We start from the raw sequence: 17,153 nt of genomic DNA on the forward strand, positions 1-17,153 counted from the left end.
GTTTAAGGGGATACATTTTTTATCGTTCACAATACATTTTTATGATCAACAAAATCACGCAACGGTCGGAGATACTAATCCAATCCTTAGCCAGATACAAAACCAATTACCTAAAAACAGTCAGCTTGACGACAAAACATACTTTACCATTACGGGCATACGCTAAAACGCAACAATTGAGATATCATTATTCGTATTTAATCACTTGCGAATTAAAGTAAAGCCAATAAAATTTCTACCGTAACTCTCTCTGTTGAGATAATAATATACATGTTGGAGAAGTGATGATTGCAGGTCACCGTGGCGCGCGCGCAGTCGCCCCAGAAAACACATTAATATCCATGAAAGCAGCTGCTGATGCCGGTGCTACATGGATAGAGACGGATACTCAACTTTGCGACGATTTAATCCCAGTCATTATTCATGATAAGAGCGTCCGTCGCTGTACCAATGGTTCAGGAAGTGTACGTCATAAGCCACTCAGTGAATTAAAGCAATTAGATGCAGGAAGCTGGTTTGCCGCTGAATTTATAGGTGCAACAATTCCGACACTAACAGAATTACTGCAAGCCTGTGATGATTATGGATTAAACCTTAACCTTGAGATCAAAGTCCATTATGAAGAAGAAGTCGAACTGCAAGTACGTAAAACGATAGAAGCAATTAAAGACTACGGTTTTGATATAGAGCGACTGATTCTTTCCAGTTTTTCCTATAACGCGGTAAAGCACTGTTTAAAACAATGGCCAGAAGTTCGCCGTGGGCTAATCATCGAAGATTGGGTGCCTGATATTTCACGTTTAGATGCAAAACTTGATCTCTACAGCATTCATTTAGATCATCGTTTACTGACGAAAAAACTTGCAAAAGAAATTACCGATTCAGGAAAAGTACTCCAAATATGGACTATGAATGATCCTAAGAAGGTAGATAAGTTTACCCGTTGGGGTGTTAGCACCATTATTAGTGACGATCCTGGTTTATTAATCTCCACTGCAAAAAAATAAGACTCATCACCAGACACTTCATTTGCGAGTCAATTCATTGCTGATCATTGATTGGCTCGCAACAAGCGACAATTATATTGCTCGTTCTTATTTTATCCTCAACTCAATTCAGCTCTTTTATCTATATTAATGCTTCAATAGATCATCACTAAAAGCGGATCTTTATATTTCAAAATAATATAAACAATTTATGTTTGATATCATTAAAATGTAACTATATGTTTATAAATAGTATAAATCAATGTTCATCTATTTATAACTCTCTTTTATTACACACAAAATCAGATAATTATGCAACCAACTGTCAAACGACAATTTATTTGATATCTAGTGGAGCACATTATTCATGTCAGCCTATGACACAGTATGTATAATGGCAGCCATTGCTGTCTTTATCTCAATTATTAACCACCGTATTGGTAAGTTCCAACCTACCATCGCTATCACTGGCTGGTCGATAGCAATATCATTTATCCTCTTAATATTAAGCAAGTTAGGCTATATTCCACTTAATGATGAGCATGAACTGATTCAAATGGTACAAGGCGTCAAATTTGATGATTTCTTACTCAAAGGTGTCTTAGGCTTCCTGCTCTTTGGTGGCGCGTTAAATATCCAATTACCTCATCTTAAAGATCAAAAGTTTGAAATATCTTTCCTTGCTCTTGCTGGTACCGTTTTTTCAACTTTCTTTATCGGTACAGTACTATGGGCAATATTTAAGGTCTGTACTATTGATATCGATTTTATTTATTGCTGCTTATTTGGTTCATTAATTTCCCCAACCGATCCTATTGCAGTGCTCGCTATTGTTAAAAAGCTTAATGCTCCACAGCGAATCTCAACCCAAATAGAAGGTGAATCACTGTTTAATGATGGTGTAGGCCTAGTCATTTTTGTCACTCTATTCGAAATTGCATTTAGCAAAACAGCCCCTACGGTATCAAGCACTGCAATATTATTTATACGTGAAGCATTAGGCGGGATTGCATTTGGTGCTGTACTTGGGGTTATATTCCACTTCTTAATTAAAACCTCACATGACAATATGTTCCGCTTAATTTTAACCATTTTAATTCCAACATTTGGTTATGTCGTGAGCGAACATATTGAAGTCTCAGCACCACTTGCCATGGTTGTAGCCGGTATTATTATTGGTAATTGGACGCGTAACACTATTTCAGAGACGGCTTCTCATCAGATATCACATTTATGGGAACTTGCTGATGAGATTCTAAACGCGATTTTATTCTTATTAATCGGCTTTATGATGATCACCTTCACCTTCCACACCATTGATATAGTGGCTGTTGTGATTGCCATACCGTTAGTATTACTAAGTCGCTATCTCACGATCAAATACTCTTATAAAATCTTTGGCCGATACCGCAACTATAATCCATTATCAGTGAAAATATTAACATGGGGTGGATTACGTGGAGGATTAGCGTTAGCGATGGCAATGGCTATTCCAACAGGGATCCCAATTGGTTTTAGTCCTGATATTGATGTTAAAGAAATCATTGTATTAATGACTTATGCGGTAGTGATTTTCTCGATTATCGTGCAAGGCTCAACAATTACACCAATGATTTACAAAGCAAAAGCAGAACAAGAAAAAATGGATCAAGCGTCTGTAAAGACCACTGAAAATACAGACTCTTCAGCAACTGATAACAACAAATAACCAAGGATATTTTATGTTCTGGATCCATCACCATCATATGATCATTGCATTTATTGCTCTTGGAGCGGCTTTTGCTGCTGGTCTGATGGGCGTATTTAATCAGGCTAAAGACAATTAAGCATAGCTCGCTATTTATACACTAGTAACTATCCACGGTAATATTAACAATACAAAGGCCACCGCCAACCACGGTGGCTTTTTTATTTAAACGTTACTTATATTGCGCGTAAATGTAATAAAGATGTTGACCACCAGAAAATTAATCATATGATGAACGTTACCTATTGATTAACCGTTATGATGCTTATGAGCAAGGATTGCACTCTGGTTGAATGGAGCAAAGATCGTATTTGGTATTGTGATATGCCATACCGAATCGCAGGTGCACCAATTGGGCATCGAATGACTATTATCAAATTAGATAACAATAAGCTATTTATTCACTCCCCCATTGAAATTAATGCAGCATTACAACAACAAATTAGCCAATTAGGTGAAGTGGCTTATGTAGTGACACCCAACAAAAGTCATAATATTTATTTATCTGATTGGTGGTTAGCCTCTCCTCAAGCCTATTTTTATGCGCCTCCAGGGCTCATTCATAAACGAGGAGATCTGACATTTGATGATGCACTTGGCAATAAAACGCCACTTCACTGGCAAGGCCAATTATTGCAAACCGTCATTCGGGGTAGCGATACGATGGAAGAAATTGCTTTTTGTGACCCGCAATCTAAAACACTTATTTTAGGTGATGCCTTAGCTTGGATGGTGGAAAGTACTCACCCCCTTACCTTTGCAATTGCTATGATTAATGGCTGTTATTTTAAGCCTGCGATGCCGTGGTATTGGCGTATAACCTTTCAAAACCATACTCAGCTTAGACAATCCATTCAAGAGATCCTCACTTGGCCTTTTGAACGTATTATCTTGTCACATGGCAAACTAATTGAGCATGATGCAAAAGCACATTTTTCCACCGCATTTAGTTGGGTAATGCCACATAAAGTAAAAATAGCAACGACTAAATTGATGTAAAAAAACACATATATAGGTTATTTAAATATATAGAACACAATTAATATCAATTTATGTGCGAGATCAATATTGCTCTTACTTTGAAAGTGCATAGTAATAAATATAAGAATGATAACAACACGCATTAGAGCTTTTTAGTTATACTAAATCGCTCGAGTTAGGAGCTAACTAATGAATCTATTTAAACTTTATTCTCGTGATATTCTAGGTCTTAGCGTCATTGGATTTTTTATCCTAAGTATCCTCGGCATGATTTTCGCTACTATTGCGTTATTCAATTATGCCAGTGGTAACGCGGCATTAGCAGTATCAAATGCACATCTTGCTGTATTACATATTGCTTTTATTATTCCCGCATTAATCATTGGCCACTATATCAATCGTCCTTCTTGGGTTGCAGCGGTAGATAAAATCAAATTTGCGCGCGAAATCAAACAATCTTGAGACTTCTCAAGCACGATGACTAAGCCTTATTTATCTGCAAATTTCTGACGCAATAATGTAACCATTGCGCGCGTTTTTTCCGGTAAAAAACGCCGTGATGGATACACTAAGGTCATCATAATATCGGAGTAATTAACATCAGTTAATACCTGTACTAGCTTTCCCTGTTGCAAAAATTCTCGCATTAAAATATTCGGCAATAACGCGATTCCTTGTCCTAAACTTGCCATCTGCTGAATAATATTAATATCTTCAGACACTAACCGTAACTGCGTCCCCTCTTGTAGCAAGGTTGCATTATAACGGCTAGCTAATAACCAATGCTGCTGTAATTCAGCGATTGATTTAGGCTCAGTATGTTGTTGTAAATATTCTGGTGATGCAAATAAACCATTACTTGAGGTTAAAAATGTTTGTTGAACATAATCTAAATTAATAATTTCAGCCATATTCGGTAATAATTGCAAATCAATATTTTCTCTTTCTAAATCAACGCTTTTTTGTAAATACAATAACTCTAACTTCACCAATGGAAACTGACGCGAATAAGCATCTAAAACTTCGGCAAACATCGGAGATGCAATAAAAGACGCTGTCGAAGCCAACCTAAATACGCCCTGTAAGCTATTTTGCTGGCTCTCAAGTAAATTAATTGCGTGATTAACATCCGTTAATGGCTGACTGATATGTTGATACAACAACTGCCCATTTTCAGTTAATTCAATATGCCGAGTAGTACGAATGAGTAACTGGCAATGAAGTGCTTTTTCTAATTCTTGCAGCCGCCGACTCACTTTTGAACGTTGTAATCCATGAGCAGTTGCTGCAGCACTTATACCGCCATGACGTACTGTTAGCATAAATAAATACAAATCATCCATTGATGCTTTCATTAAAACCCCCAACATTGTCCTATTTTTAGGACGCAAGTGTGACATTTGTCGCGATACTCAATCAAGCTAATTCTTCTTATACTAGTCAGCTTGCTCGTACCACTGGAATCTCCTATGTCTCATTCTCACACTACTTTTCAGCGCTGGATGCGTTGTCTGATTGTTCTTTTTATTCTACTAATGACCTATATTGTTATTGCTGATAGATATGTCCCATTAACCAGTGAAAGTCGTGTTCAGGGTTACGTTGTACAAATCGCCCCTGAAGTTTCAGGCACAATTACCCAAGTAGATATTAAGAATAATCAAACAGTAACCAAAGGCGAGTTGCTGTTTCGTATTGATGATCATAAATATCGCTTAGCGGTTGATCAAGCCCAAGTAGCCTTAGAACAGGCGCACCAACAAGAACAAGCCCTATATGCACAAGTCAGTGCTGCTCAAGCGAATATTGCCACCAGCCAAGCCAATTATAATAACGCCCATCGTGACTTTAAACGTATAAGCCAATTAGCCAAAAAACAATTAGTTTCAGCGTCAATGCGTGATAATGCTTATGCGAAAAACCAAACTACACTGGCTAATTTAGCGGCCGCGAAACAACAAGAAATAGTGATAAAAACTCAGCTAGGGCCGAAATTAGGCCAAAGTACCGTGGTGCTAGCAGCTGAAAATGCATTAGCTCAAGCCAAACTCAACTTAGCCCATACTCAAATTATTGCACCAAGCAATGGTGTGATCACCAATCTTCAAGTTGATATTGGTACTATGGCGAATGCTAATCAACCAATGCTCACTTTCATCCCTACTGATTCAATGTGGGTAACAGCTGATTTTAGAGAAAAATCAATTGCTAATTTTCATGATCATTCAAGCGCTTATGTCGCTTATGACGCTTTACCCGGCCAAGTGTTTCCATTAACCGTCAATAATCGTGATTATGGTGTCGCAGCGGCTCAACAAGTTGCTAATGGTCATCTTACAAGCATCGAAACCAGTAACCGCTGGGTTCGTGATGCACAGCGAGTACGCGTCAACTTCACCAGTCAACAACCATTACCACCACAATTATTTGTTGGCTCTCGTGCTACGGTGGTTGTCTACCCTCAGCAAGATCCTATATGGCAATTGTTAGCTAAAATCGAAATCCATTTAGCCAGTGCACTGCATTTTATTTACTAACTAAAATGAGCAGTTAATACGATTAGTGATTAATTTACGGAGTCACAACTTATGAAAACAATGCGACTTTGGTTTGGCTGCGTAGTGGGTCTAGCTATTAGCATGATATTTGGCTGGTCATACGGATTTTTTGCAGCCTTATTACCGATCATTATTATGACAAATGCAGATCACTGGCACTGGAATAATTATCAACAACTCGTCGTGGGTATTATTTGGGTCACAATTGAAGTCAGTTTAATTAATGGCTTTTTTCAATCATCGCCACTACTTTTGACGGCCATTGTTGGAATATTTTTTCTCGAAAAATGTGTTGCGATGAGCCATAAAAATAGCTATTTATTTGGCTTTGTTGGCTTACTTGTCGGCTCTATTGCGCTTAATTTTGCCAGCTATAGTAGCTTTGATTTAGAAGACTTTTCAGTGACCTTGTGGTGCAGCGCAATGGTTACTGTGCCCATCTGCGCTCTAGCCTTTTATCTCTTTCCAGAGCCCATGATTGCAACAGCAATCGATACCACCAATAATGAGCAACGTTACGATCATATCGGCATGATACGACAAATAGCTCTCGGTTGGATCATCGCCATGCTGGCTTTTTTGGTATTTCAAATTGGTGATCTCAATGACTCATTATCAGCCCAAGCATCAATATTAATTGTACTGGCACCGATGACCTTAATTGGCTCACTGGCAGCAGCTAAAATACGAATTATTGGTACCTTTCTTGGCTGTTTAGCTGGCTTAATTATTCAAATTGGACTTTATTCATGGGCAGATAACGGCATACTATTTATTATGGCATATGCTATCGCGGCAGGGATTTTCTGCTCTTGGTTAGCGCTTGGTACTATCAAATCTAGCATTGCTTTTTCAGCAATGTCAGCATTAACCGTACCGCTTACAAGCTCATTAATACCCGATAAAAAAGATGCTGTGTTTGCTATTTTTTATCGCTTCAGTTCCATATTTATTGCCGTAGTTTTAACGTCTATGGCTATTTGGATAATCCATCACTTTCTCGTTCGAGTGATTAAATCACCCGATGAACATTTTAGCCACTGATGTATTTATCCCATAATTGCTTTGCGTTAAATACAAAAAAGCCTCCAATTTAGGAGGCTTATACAATATCAATATTGCTATTACTTACAGAATACACGTGCTTGACGTGGTGTGTAGACACCAAAAGTAACTACACTTAATAAGCCATTAACAAAAGTTTGCTGTACTTCAACTTTAGCAACTTTATCAGCACCGCCACATAGTTTTGCTGCATCTACCGTTTTATGTTGGCCAATACCCGAAACAAAAAATGGCTGAGATTTATTTAATTCAGCAGCTTGATTCTGTGGCGCAGGAGACATAATAAAAGTTTGTCGAGCACAACCCGTCATAACAGTTGCAGCAATTACTGTAGCAAGAATAATTTTTTTCATTACATTAGCTCTAAAATGGGCAAATAAAAGTAATATTCATTTAAACACATAAACAATCACTATCGTATCCTTTTAAAGCATATTTATACTAAATGTTGTTTTATCAAACTTAATGTTTACCTTTCAAGCAAATAACTATTATTATGATATAAACAATAATGTCATTTATAAAATATTACGCCAAATCATCTTTCGTCACACTGACACCTTTAATTTGAGCGAAAACCTGCTCACCAACCTTAAGTTCTAGTTCATCTGCAGCCCATGCAGTAATATTAGCCCACAAATGCGTCTCACCAATACGTAGTTTTACTTCTACATGTTCGTCATCAGCATAATGAATTTTATCAATTCTTGCCGCGAGGATATTACGAATACTACTTGCTTGAGGGTAATAGCGTGTAATCGAGACATCATTGGAAAATATTCGAACTCGCACCCACTCTCCTCGTTGATGAGGTAATTGCGTTACCCATAGCGATGCATCATGACTAAGCATCACTTGAGTCAATCCATAACGGGGATGATTAATATTCACCCGCGCACTTAACAACGAACTCTGCTCTTTCGCTGGTAGCCAAGGCCGCATTTCAGGAGAACTCCAAACAGAATTCACATGACCTGATATTAATACTTTGCCCTGATTAAGCATTACCATTGAGTCAGCTAACCGCAGAATTTCATCTAAGCTATGAGTGACATAAATAATCGGGATATTTACTTCTTGCGCTAATTTTTCTAAATAAGGCATCAATTCTTGTTTACGTGGCATATCTAATGATGCTAATGGTTCATCCATTAACAACATATCAGGCTTAGTCAGTAATGCTCGACCTATTGCAACTCGTTGTTTTTCCCCCCCAGATAACGAGACAGGGTAACGCTGCAATAATGGTGCAATGCCCAATAACTTAACCACATCATCAAAATGTTGTTGGTCAGATAGTTTAACCCCGTAATTTAAATTACCTTTAACAGTGTAATGAGGAAATAAGCGCGCATCTTGGAACACATATCCAATATTGCGTTTATCAGCACTTAACGCGACACCCTGTTGACTATTAAATAATACTCTCTCACCAAGTTGGATATAGCCGTTATCGGGATGACTTAAACCACTAAGTACATTGACTAAAGACGTTTTCCCCGCGCCAGAACGACCAAAAATAGCAGTGATACCTTGCATTGGAACATCAAGATCAATCGCCAATGCGAGATCACCTAATTGCTGGGTAAAACTCATTTTTAGACGTTTTTGCGGTGTTTTAGTACTCATTACGCTGCCCCCAGTCGTTTTCTCGCAATACGAGTCAGCCATTCAGAGGCAAATAATGATAATAATGCGATAATAATAGCAACCACACATAGACGAGCCGCTTCACTTTCTGCACCAGGGGTTTCAATAAAGGAATACATTGCTAAAGGAATGGTTTGGGTTTGACCTGGAATATTAGAGACAAAGGTAATAGTGGCACCAAACTCTCCTAACGCACGTGCAAAGGCTAAAATAGTGCCAGTAAGAATACCAGGGATCATTAATGGTAACGTGATAGTAATAAAGACTCTAAAAGAAGATGCCCCTAGCGTACGTGCCGCTTGTTCTAATTTTTTGTCAACACCTTCTAGTGCTAATCGAATTGATCGTACCATCAATGGAAATGACACCACCGCCACGGCAAGTGCCGCACCGCGCCAACTGAAACTAAAACTAAATCCAAACCACTCATAAAGCCACTTACCAATCGTGCCTTGACGGCCCATAGTGATTAACAATAAATAACCAATAACCACCGGTGGTAATACTAACGGTAAATGAATCAGCCCATCTAATAATGATTTACCCCAAAATTGACGTCGGGCCAATAGCCAAGCACAACCAATTCCTAACGGTAAACTGAAGATCACCGCCACACTGGCAATTTTCAAACTTAAAAATAACGCTTCTAATTCATATTCAGTGAGCACTAACAATGATCCTGTGGAGTTTTTATTTGTTATAGCAATAGCATAGGTAATCATTTACTTGCAGTCAGCAATGATTTGATCTCTGTGCTTTATTCGCTGTTTTTTTAAACGTAATTAAGATAAACACAAAAGGTACTAAGCTTTCACTCAGTACCTTATTATTAATTTACTATTTATACTTTAACTAACAACTATTTTGTTACTTGGTCAAAACCGTAAGATTTGAAAATTGCAGCCGCTTGAGGTTGCTGCAGATACTGATAAAAACCTTTCGCTGCAGGTGTAACATTGCCTTTTACTAAAGCCATGGGATATACAATAGGCTTATGTGAGTCAGCAGGAAATTGGTAGACGGTTTTTACTTTTTTAGAAATCTCAGCATCTGTTTTATAAACAATACCTAATTGTGCTTCTCCGCGCTCCACAAGCACTAACGCAGAACGCACATTATTTGCACTCGCTAATAATGGTTGGGCTTGTTTCCATAGTCCTAAATATTCTAACGCCTGCTTTGCATAAATACCGGCTGGCACATAATTAGGATCCCCTACCGCTAAGCGTGTACCGTCTAATGCTTTAGCTAAATCCCAACTAGCGCTAACTTTGACTTTATTTTGTGGGTACGATAATGGTGCAACCATCACTAAGCTATTTTTGACAATATCTTTACGCGTATTCGCGGCTATTGCACCTTGTTGCTGTGCATAATCCATCCATTTTTCATTAGCTGATAAATAGATATTTGCAGGTGCACCTTGACTCACTTGACGTGCTAAAGCAGACGATGAGGCAAACGATAATGTGGTTTCTACGCCTGTTTGTTGTTGATATTTAGCAGCAATAGCATTAAGAGCATTCGTCAGTGATGATGCAGCGAACACAGTAACTTTTTCAGCTGCTAAAGCTGGTTGAGCAAACAGGGATAATACAGCAGCAGTAATAACAACAGATTTAAATGACATAGCAGACTCCATAATATTTCGATATATAGTAATGTACATATCGATATTTACCAAGCATAACTTTTAGACCAATTACATTACTTAACTCGACGTTGAGCATGTGGCTATCGAAGCCATGGTCTGCTATCACTATTAGAATTGTAATATTAACAAAATAAGTTTTTTATAATTGAGGATTTATATGCATAAAAATAGGAATATTATCCTCAAAGCATTAGAGCATCTACCATGACTATAGTGAGTATTATATGAAAATTCTTATCCATGTTAATCAACCCGAACGTTGGGAAATTGCATTAAATAATGTTAAAAATATCATTGCGATGGATAACACCGCAACGGTAGAGCTTGCATTAAACGGTGAAGCACCTGCCCTTGTTACCACGGCAATACTTGCACAAAACAAACATACCGACATTATTAATAACTTCGTTCAAAACAACGTTATCATTACAGTATGTCATCACTCACTTGTTAATCTAAACATTAGCCCTAAAGAGTTATTTGAAGGTATTGAAGTGGTACCATCAGGTGCATACGAAATTGCTCTACGTCAACACCAAGGATTTGGCTACCTTAAACCATAGCCATAAAAAAGAAGATATGTAAGGCGTGTAATTTTAATCCTAAAGAATTAAATAACATTAAAAGCAATCGATTACTATTTCCTAAATTGAGCTTTTTTATACCTTTTATTTCTTAATTTCACGCCTTCAACAAGATCTTGATCACAAATAAAAGTAATGCATAAAATAGTTATTTTCATTCAATTATTGCACTGTATTATCGGCGAAAATCCATCGTCACGGTAATACATCATGTTTAAAAAAACGTTACTTGCTGTTTCTCTAGCTGCTACTTCGCTTATTAGCACATCAGCTTATGCAATAGAAAATGTCGATTTGTTGATAAAAAATGCAACTGTTCTAACCATGGATCAGGACAAGACAGTATTTGATAACGGCTTAGTTGCTGTAAAGGGCAATAAGATTTATGCCGTTACTGATGGTAAGGATATAAACGAATACAAAGCCATTAAAACCATTGATGCCGATGGTGACATCGTTATGCCGGGTCTAATCAACTCCCATACTCATGCTTCAATGACAGTTTTCCGCTCAATGGCAGATGATGTGCCAGATCGTTTACACCGTTATATTTTCCCACTAGAAAAAAAACTAGTATCACGTGATATGGTGCGTATTGGCGCACAACTCGGTAACGTAGAAATGCTAAAAGGCGGCGTAACGACTTACGCTGACATGTATTATTTTGAAGATGAAGTAGCAAAAACCGTTGATCAAATAGGTATGCGTGCCATCCTCGGTGAAACCATCATTCAATTCCCTGTTGCAAGTGCAAAAACACCTGAAGATGGTATTAAATATACGCTGAATTTTATTGAACAATATAAAGATCACCCACGTATTACACCAGCATTTGCCCCACATGGCCCATACACTAATTCAACTGAAACACTACAAACTATTGCTAAACTATCACTAAAACACGATGTACCAGTAATGATGCACCTCGCTGAATCTGATCGTGAGCGTGAAGTTATTGCAGAGCGTTCAGGTGGCCTATCTCCAATTAAATACATGGAATCAATCGGCGCATTAAACTCTAACTTCCTAGCTGCACACGTAATTGATGCAAATGATGAAGACATCGCTATTTTGAAAAAGCATGATGTTGGTGTTGCTCACAACATGAGTGCTAATATCAAATCAGCCAAAGGTGTGGCACCTGCATTAAAAATGTTTAATGACGGATTACGCATTGGTTTAGGCACTGATGGTCCAATGTCTGGCAATACACTAAGCACCATTGATGAGTTTAACCAAGTCGCTAAAGTGCATAAACTAGTCAATAAAGATCGCGCTGCAATGCCTCCAATCAATGTCATTGAAATGGCAACTATTGGTGCAGCACGTGCTTTACACATGGAAGATAAAATTGGTTCTTTAGAAGTCGGAAAGCTAGCTGATATCATTGTTATTGATACTAAAGCACCGAATATGATCCCTGTTTACAATCCATATTCTGCATTAGTGTATTCTGCTTATGCGACTAACGTTAAACACTCAGTTGTTGACGGGAAGTTGCTAATGGAAGACCGTAATATTCTGACTGTTAATGAGAAAGCAGTACGTGATGAAGCATTAAAATTTGCTGATATAGTACGTAAAACTGTGATCGAAAGCGGCGAGATCGTGCAATAATCCTCACGTTAATCTGTATATAGAAGAGAGTGTGCTGCACTCTTTTCTATTCATTCTGGCGCAATGCTTGCAATACCTCGAATTGTTGGCTGCACAACAGCTATCATCTTACGCATTTTTTCATATTTAATCTCTTCAATGACAAAACCTGCATCAATGATCGATTGTTCCGTTGTCCGATTTAGATGACAATTATCCGCCACTCGACGCCAAATAAAATTAAGCCGTTGTTGCCAATGATAACAACTGGATCCAGGCTCTGCAGCTACATGCTCTAAGAAAATAAACCGCCCCGTTGGTTTTAATACCCGTTTAATTTCTTGCAACGACGCCGCAACATCTTTAACAGAACAACAGACTAACGACACGAACACATAATCAAAAAAGTCATCTTCAGCTTCAATATGATCGGCTGAACATGATAACACTGTTGCTTCAATACTTGATTGTGAATGTAATTTTTGTTCTAACTGCATCCGCATATGTTGATCTGGTTCAGATAAATAGAGTGTTAATGATGTTTTTTGTGGATAAAGATCTAGACTAGCTCCAGTACCAGCACCGATCTCCAACACCTTGCCGTCGACGTTTTCAAGTAGTATTCTACGCCATTCAATCAAACAGGCTTCTTCGGTATGTCGCATTACTTTGTCGTAAAATAAAGCCATAAAAAAAGACATCACAAAATTCCATAATCATAAAGCCATAACCATAACACTTTAAAAGCAATAAACAGAATTTTCACTAATCTTTATTATTAACAGTAAAATAGAATATCAAAACGTAAAAACTTGCTAATAATTTACGGTACAGATAATATCAACAATAGTCACTCATGAGCATGTGAAATTGAATGGACATCAAGCAAAGAATAACCAGTACTTACCGTTATATTGAACCTAATTTATTTATTATCGGGCTATTTGGTAGCATAGGTTTCCCTGCTTATTATTTCATCTGGGCTTATATCTTTCCGCAGCCCTATGAAAACTTACCATTACGCTTAGTATGTGCATTACTCTTTTTACCATTTGCTATTAAAGCATACATGCCAAGCATATTTTATCGTTATAAAGAAAAGCACTTTGTGTTTAGCATATGTTTTTGCTTACCTTTTTTCTTTTGTTATATGATGATACGCAATGAATGGTCAGTTGAATGGATAATGTCTTTCATGGCCGCCATTTTTTTATCGATTATTATTATCTATGATTGGCTAATTATTCTGATTTTTACCACGATAGCGGCGTTTACAGCAGCTCTAATAGGCTATCTAACGATGGGAAATATTGGTAATGGTTTTCATTCATCATACCTCATTGTATTCAGTTTCTCTTATTTTACTGGCATTTGTTTTAATTATCGAAATCGAATAGAGATTGAAAGTAAACAACTGTTTTCGCGATCTTTCAGCAGCGGTATTGCTCATGAAATGCGTAATCCTCTTGGTGCCTTATACGCATCTCAAGAAGTATTATTAGAACTTCTACCCGAAAGTTTAACTGATAATCGTCTAATATCTAATGCTGAAATAAGTAAATTACGAAATATAATCAAAGACAACATTTCAATAATAAATAATGGTCATAATACAATAAATTTATTATTGAGTTCTATTGATAATCAAAAAATATCACCAAACTCATTTCATCACTTCTCTATTAATGAAGTTATTAATAATGCTCTAGATGTCTATGGTTACAAAAATAAAAGTGACCGAGAGTTGGTTTTTTTTCAAATGAATAAAGATAATCTTTTTTTCGGAAATGATATTTTACTTCGTTATGTCATCTTTAATCTATTAAAAAACTCTTTTTATTATAAAGATAAAACTAATTTCAAGATCATTATTTCTGTTTATAGTAAAAATAATGAAACCATTATTAGTGTTAAAGATTATGGTAAGGGAATATCGTCAACATCAATAAAAAATATATTTACTGAATATTACACTTCAGGAAAAAAGAACAATACTGGCTTAGGATTATCTTTTTGCAAAAAAGTAATCGACGCCTTTGCTGGATCAATCGAATGTTATTCAACAGAAAATATATCCACAACATTTATTATCCGCTTACCTATCATCACATCACCAGCTGTGGATAAAATGAAATATGATCTGATGAGTGTTAAGAAAATATTATTTATCGGTAATCAGAATAAAATATTATCTGATATTAATCATTTAGCATTCTTTTATAATTTCGAACTTTTTTATAAAAAGACATCTTCATATAATATAGCTGATCTTAATACAAATAATTATGATTGTATCATTATTGATATAAATACAATCAATAATACTCTATTAACTGAACTACAAGATAAAATAGCAACAACAACTATTAAAATAATAATTATTCACCATAAAAATGACGCTCAAAGAATAACGTTATCGAAAGTATATGAATCTTATGTCTTTGAGTATGATCATATAGACAAGTTACAAAAAAAATTAATCACACAAATTTTTACTCAAAAAAAACCAAACAATATTTTATTTGACACAATCAATTCCAATAAAACTAAAATTATGATTGTTGATGATAATATCTCATTACGATTATATTCTGGTATTTTGTTAAAAAATGCAGGTTATGATGTTGTTGAAGCAGATAATGGTCTTACCGCGCTCAATTATTTACAAGAAACGGCAGTTGATCTGATACTAATGGACTCGCAAATGCCAATTATGTCAGGTATCGAGGCAACAAAAGAAATTAGAACTAATAATCAATATTCTTTACATCAACATATCCCTATTATCTGCTATTCTGGTTCATTAGATGAACTACAAAAAGAACACTTAGTTAATGTAGGTATAACTGACTTTTTAATTAAACCCTCATCTAAAACAACATTATTGAATATTGTCAATCAATGGCTTTAATCATAAATTTGCTAAAACGTAGGTATAGCTAATCTATACCTACTTTCACTTATAAAGATCGTTATACTAATTTACGTCGACTATAAACAGCTAATGACATCATCATCATCCAAAATAGAGACAAACTACCACCAGAACCTTCACCACCATTATTATTTTTTGGCCACTGCGTGTTGTAATCTAATAAATTAACACTTGTTGGAATGACTTCATCCTCCGTAACAGCAACTAAATAAGTACCTTGTTTAGTGTCTGCGTTATCAAATAATGGGTATACTTGATCAAAAGGTAATGTCACAACAGCTGTCTTACTCCCCGCTGCAAACTCAACATTTTTGGGTGCTAGAGCGGCTGTTTTATCGCCTTTTACTTTAGTTGCAACATAAACAGTCGCTGGCTGTGCATTATCAATATCTTTACTTCTAGTAAGTGTGACTTCAAATTGTTGGGCATTGATATCTTCACGCGTTGACGCAACTAATGTTTGAACGCCTGTTAACGGGGTAATATTTTCTTTTTTAACAGCCGTATGATTAAGCAGCTTAACGACATCGGCAGTACCTTGATCACAGCCCGCTTGACCATTAATAAACGGTAAGCCAATCGCTGAATTGTAACTAGTAAAGCCTGACATTAAGCTTGTGGTACCTTCTACATTACATTGCTTAGTACCATAGCCATTTTTAAACAACTCCTCAGTACTACCAACCGTATTTTCCTGAGTATGTTTAGCACCAAAGGTATGCCCAACTTCATGCGCATAAACAAATTGATAGCGTTTATTTATAACAGTATCTTCACTTAATACCAATGGCACTTTATTCATTAAAATTAAATCATCATCTCCCATCGGCGATTGAGCATGGCCTTTGGTAGTATGAGAGATCTGTGATGCAAAGGTCGTTAGAGTATTATTAATAGTCGAACCACTAGCTACCATTTGTTCTACTTCGTCAGAAACCTCTTCAATAGTTGCATAAGGGTAATCAAAATACGTCACTGTTGCGGGCAAAAGGTGAATATCAACTTTATAATGATCCCAAACTTTATTTGCTTGCTCTATATTTTGATAGTGTCCAACAACCCATTGTGAGGCAATTGCTTTATGTGATATTTCAGATGGTAAAATTAACGGTGATTCAAAATCAGCAGCATTTACAGTTCCTGCAAACATAGCTAACAATAAACATAATTTTTTCTTTTGCATGAGCATCCTCTCAAAATAATACAATAATGATTATTAAGTTAAGTTTTAATATTTGTTTCGTCCTGATAACAGCAATAATACATAGGCTGAAAGCAATATCAATATTTAATTTAATTAACATTTAATTATTCATTAAGACACTATAAATATACTCATAATACATTTAAATATTATTATAAAATAACAATAACAATTATATATTTCAAAACAAATA

The 17,153-nt window shown here is 36.4% G+C and carries 16 protein-coding genes; 9 read left to right on the forward strand and 7 right to left on the reverse strand.

All coding sequences use genetic code 11. From position 1 onward, the window contains the following. The first annotated feature begins 284 nt into the window (after nucleotides 1-284). From C0W29_RS14710 to C0W29_RS14725, 4 genes are all read left to right on the forward strand, one after another. Nucleotides 285-1,007 carry a glycerophosphodiester phosphodiesterase family protein gene (locus C0W29_RS14710; RefSeq protein ID WP_045041405.1) on the forward strand — a complete coding sequence of 241 codons (723 nt, stop codon included), beginning with the start codon at nucleotides 285-287 and terminating at the stop codon, nucleotides 1,005-1,007. A 346-nt stretch (nucleotides 1,008-1,353) separates the two neighbouring features. After that, nucleotides 1,354-2,694, forward strand: a complete 1,341-nt coding sequence (locus tag C0W29_RS14715) for a cation:proton antiporter (RefSeq protein ID WP_045041406.1) — start codon at nucleotides 1,354-1,356, stop codon at nucleotides 2,692-2,694. Nucleotides 2,695-3,000: 306 nt separating this feature from the next. Next, complete coding sequence (locus tag C0W29_RS14720) at nucleotides 3,001-3,732, forward strand: DUF4336 domain-containing protein (protein ID WP_235869031.1); 732 nt, start codon at nucleotides 3,001-3,003, stop codon at nucleotides 3,730-3,732. A 171-nt stretch (nucleotides 3,733-3,903) separates the two neighbouring features. Further along, on the forward strand, nucleotides 3,904-4,176 hold the full coding sequence (locus C0W29_RS14725; protein WP_045041407.1) for a hypothetical protein: 273 nt from the start codon (nucleotides 3,904-3,906) through the stop codon (nucleotides 4,174-4,176). Between the two features lie 26 nt (nucleotides 4,177-4,202). Here the strand turns inward: C0W29_RS14725 and C0W29_RS14730 are convergent, their stop codons facing one another. Then, complete coding sequence (locus C0W29_RS14730) at nucleotides 4,203-5,069, reverse strand: LysR family transcriptional regulator (protein WP_036790810.1); 867 nt, start codon at nucleotides 5,067-5,069, stop codon at nucleotides 4,203-4,205. A 114-nt stretch (nucleotides 5,070-5,183) separates the two neighbouring features. Between C0W29_RS14730 and C0W29_RS14735 the strand changes: the two genes are divergently transcribed. Both C0W29_RS14735 and C0W29_RS14740 read left to right on the forward strand, forming a co-directional pair. Next, the gene (locus tag C0W29_RS14735) at nucleotides 5,184-6,251 is read left to right on the forward strand and encodes an HlyD family secretion protein (RefSeq protein ID WP_045072011.1); all 1,068 of its coding nucleotides are present in this window, start codon (nucleotides 5,184-5,186) and stop codon (nucleotides 6,249-6,251) included. A gap of 51 nt (nucleotides 6,252-6,302) precedes the next feature. After that, nucleotides 6,303-7,316, forward strand: a complete 1,014-nt coding sequence (locus C0W29_RS14740; protein ID WP_045041408.1) for a DUF2955 domain-containing protein — start codon at nucleotides 6,303-6,305, stop codon at nucleotides 7,314-7,316. Nucleotides 7,317-7,396: 80 nt separating this feature from the next. Here the strand turns inward: C0W29_RS14740 and C0W29_RS14745 are convergent, their stop codons facing one another. From C0W29_RS14745 to modA, 4 genes are all read right to left on the reverse strand, one after another. Further along, entirely contained in the window at nucleotides 7,397-7,690 is a 294-nt protein-coding gene (locus C0W29_RS14745; RefSeq protein ID WP_045041409.1) for a Bor family protein, read from the reverse strand. A gap of 175 nt (nucleotides 7,691-7,865) precedes the next feature. Then, nucleotides 7,866-8,966 carry a molybdenum ABC transporter ATP-binding protein ModC gene (gene modC, locus C0W29_RS14750; RefSeq protein WP_045044815.1) on the reverse strand — a complete coding sequence of 367 codons (1,101 nt, stop codon included), beginning with the start codon at nucleotides 8,964-8,966 and terminating at the stop codon, nucleotides 7,866-7,868. Next, nucleotides 8,966-9,655: a molybdate ABC transporter permease subunit gene (gene modB, locus C0W29_RS14755; protein WP_036792847.1), complete on the reverse strand. Its 690-nt coding sequence runs from the start codon at nucleotides 9,653-9,655 to the stop codon at nucleotides 8,966-8,968. Before modB ends, modC begins: the two co-directional genes overlap by 1 nt. A 191-nt stretch (nucleotides 9,656-9,846) precedes the next feature. Further along, nucleotides 9,847-10,617, reverse strand: a complete 771-nt coding sequence (gene modA, locus C0W29_RS14760) for a molybdate ABC transporter substrate-binding protein (protein WP_080888819.1) — start codon at nucleotides 10,615-10,617, stop codon at nucleotides 9,847-9,849. Between the two features lie 248 nt (nucleotides 10,618-10,865). Between modA and C0W29_RS14765 the strand changes: the two genes are divergently transcribed. Both C0W29_RS14765 and C0W29_RS14770 read left to right on the forward strand, forming a co-directional pair. Continuing rightward, nucleotides 10,866-11,204: a DsrE family protein gene (locus C0W29_RS14765; RefSeq protein ID WP_052671611.1), complete on the forward strand. Its 339-nt coding sequence runs from the start codon at nucleotides 10,866-10,868 to the stop codon at nucleotides 11,202-11,204. 231 nt (nucleotides 11,205-11,435) lie between these two features. Next, nucleotides 11,436-12,842 carry an amidohydrolase gene (locus C0W29_RS14770; RefSeq protein WP_107174067.1) on the forward strand — a complete coding sequence of 469 codons (1,407 nt, stop codon included), beginning with the start codon at nucleotides 11,436-11,438 and terminating at the stop codon, nucleotides 12,840-12,842. A 50-nt stretch (nucleotides 12,843-12,892) separates the two neighbouring features. On the opposite strand, the gene C0W29_RS14775 is transcribed toward C0W29_RS14770, so the two are convergent. Next, a complete protein-coding gene (locus C0W29_RS14775) occupies nucleotides 12,893-13,522 on the reverse strand; it encodes a class I SAM-dependent methyltransferase (RefSeq protein WP_045041412.1) in 630 nt (209 codons plus the stop codon). Between the two features lie 173 nt (nucleotides 13,523-13,695). On the opposite strand from C0W29_RS14775, the gene C0W29_RS14780 reads away from it, so the two are divergent. Then, entirely contained in the window at nucleotides 13,696-15,732 is a 2,037-nt protein-coding gene (locus C0W29_RS14780) for a hybrid sensor histidine kinase/response regulator (protein ID WP_107174068.1), read from the forward strand. A gap of 61 nt (nucleotides 15,733-15,793) precedes the next feature. Here the strand turns inward: C0W29_RS14780 and C0W29_RS14785 are convergent, their stop codons facing one another. Continuing rightward, entirely contained in the window at nucleotides 15,794-16,939 is a 1,146-nt protein-coding gene (locus C0W29_RS14785; RefSeq protein ID WP_045041413.1) for a reprolysin-like metallopeptidase, read from the reverse strand. Nucleotides 16,940-17,153: the final 214 nt, after the last annotated feature.

It is taken from the genome of Photobacterium kishitanii (assembly GCF_003026355.1).
In the GTDB taxonomy this organism is placed as follows: Bacteria; Pseudomonadota; Gammaproteobacteria; order Enterobacterales; family Vibrionaceae; genus Photobacterium; species Photobacterium kishitanii.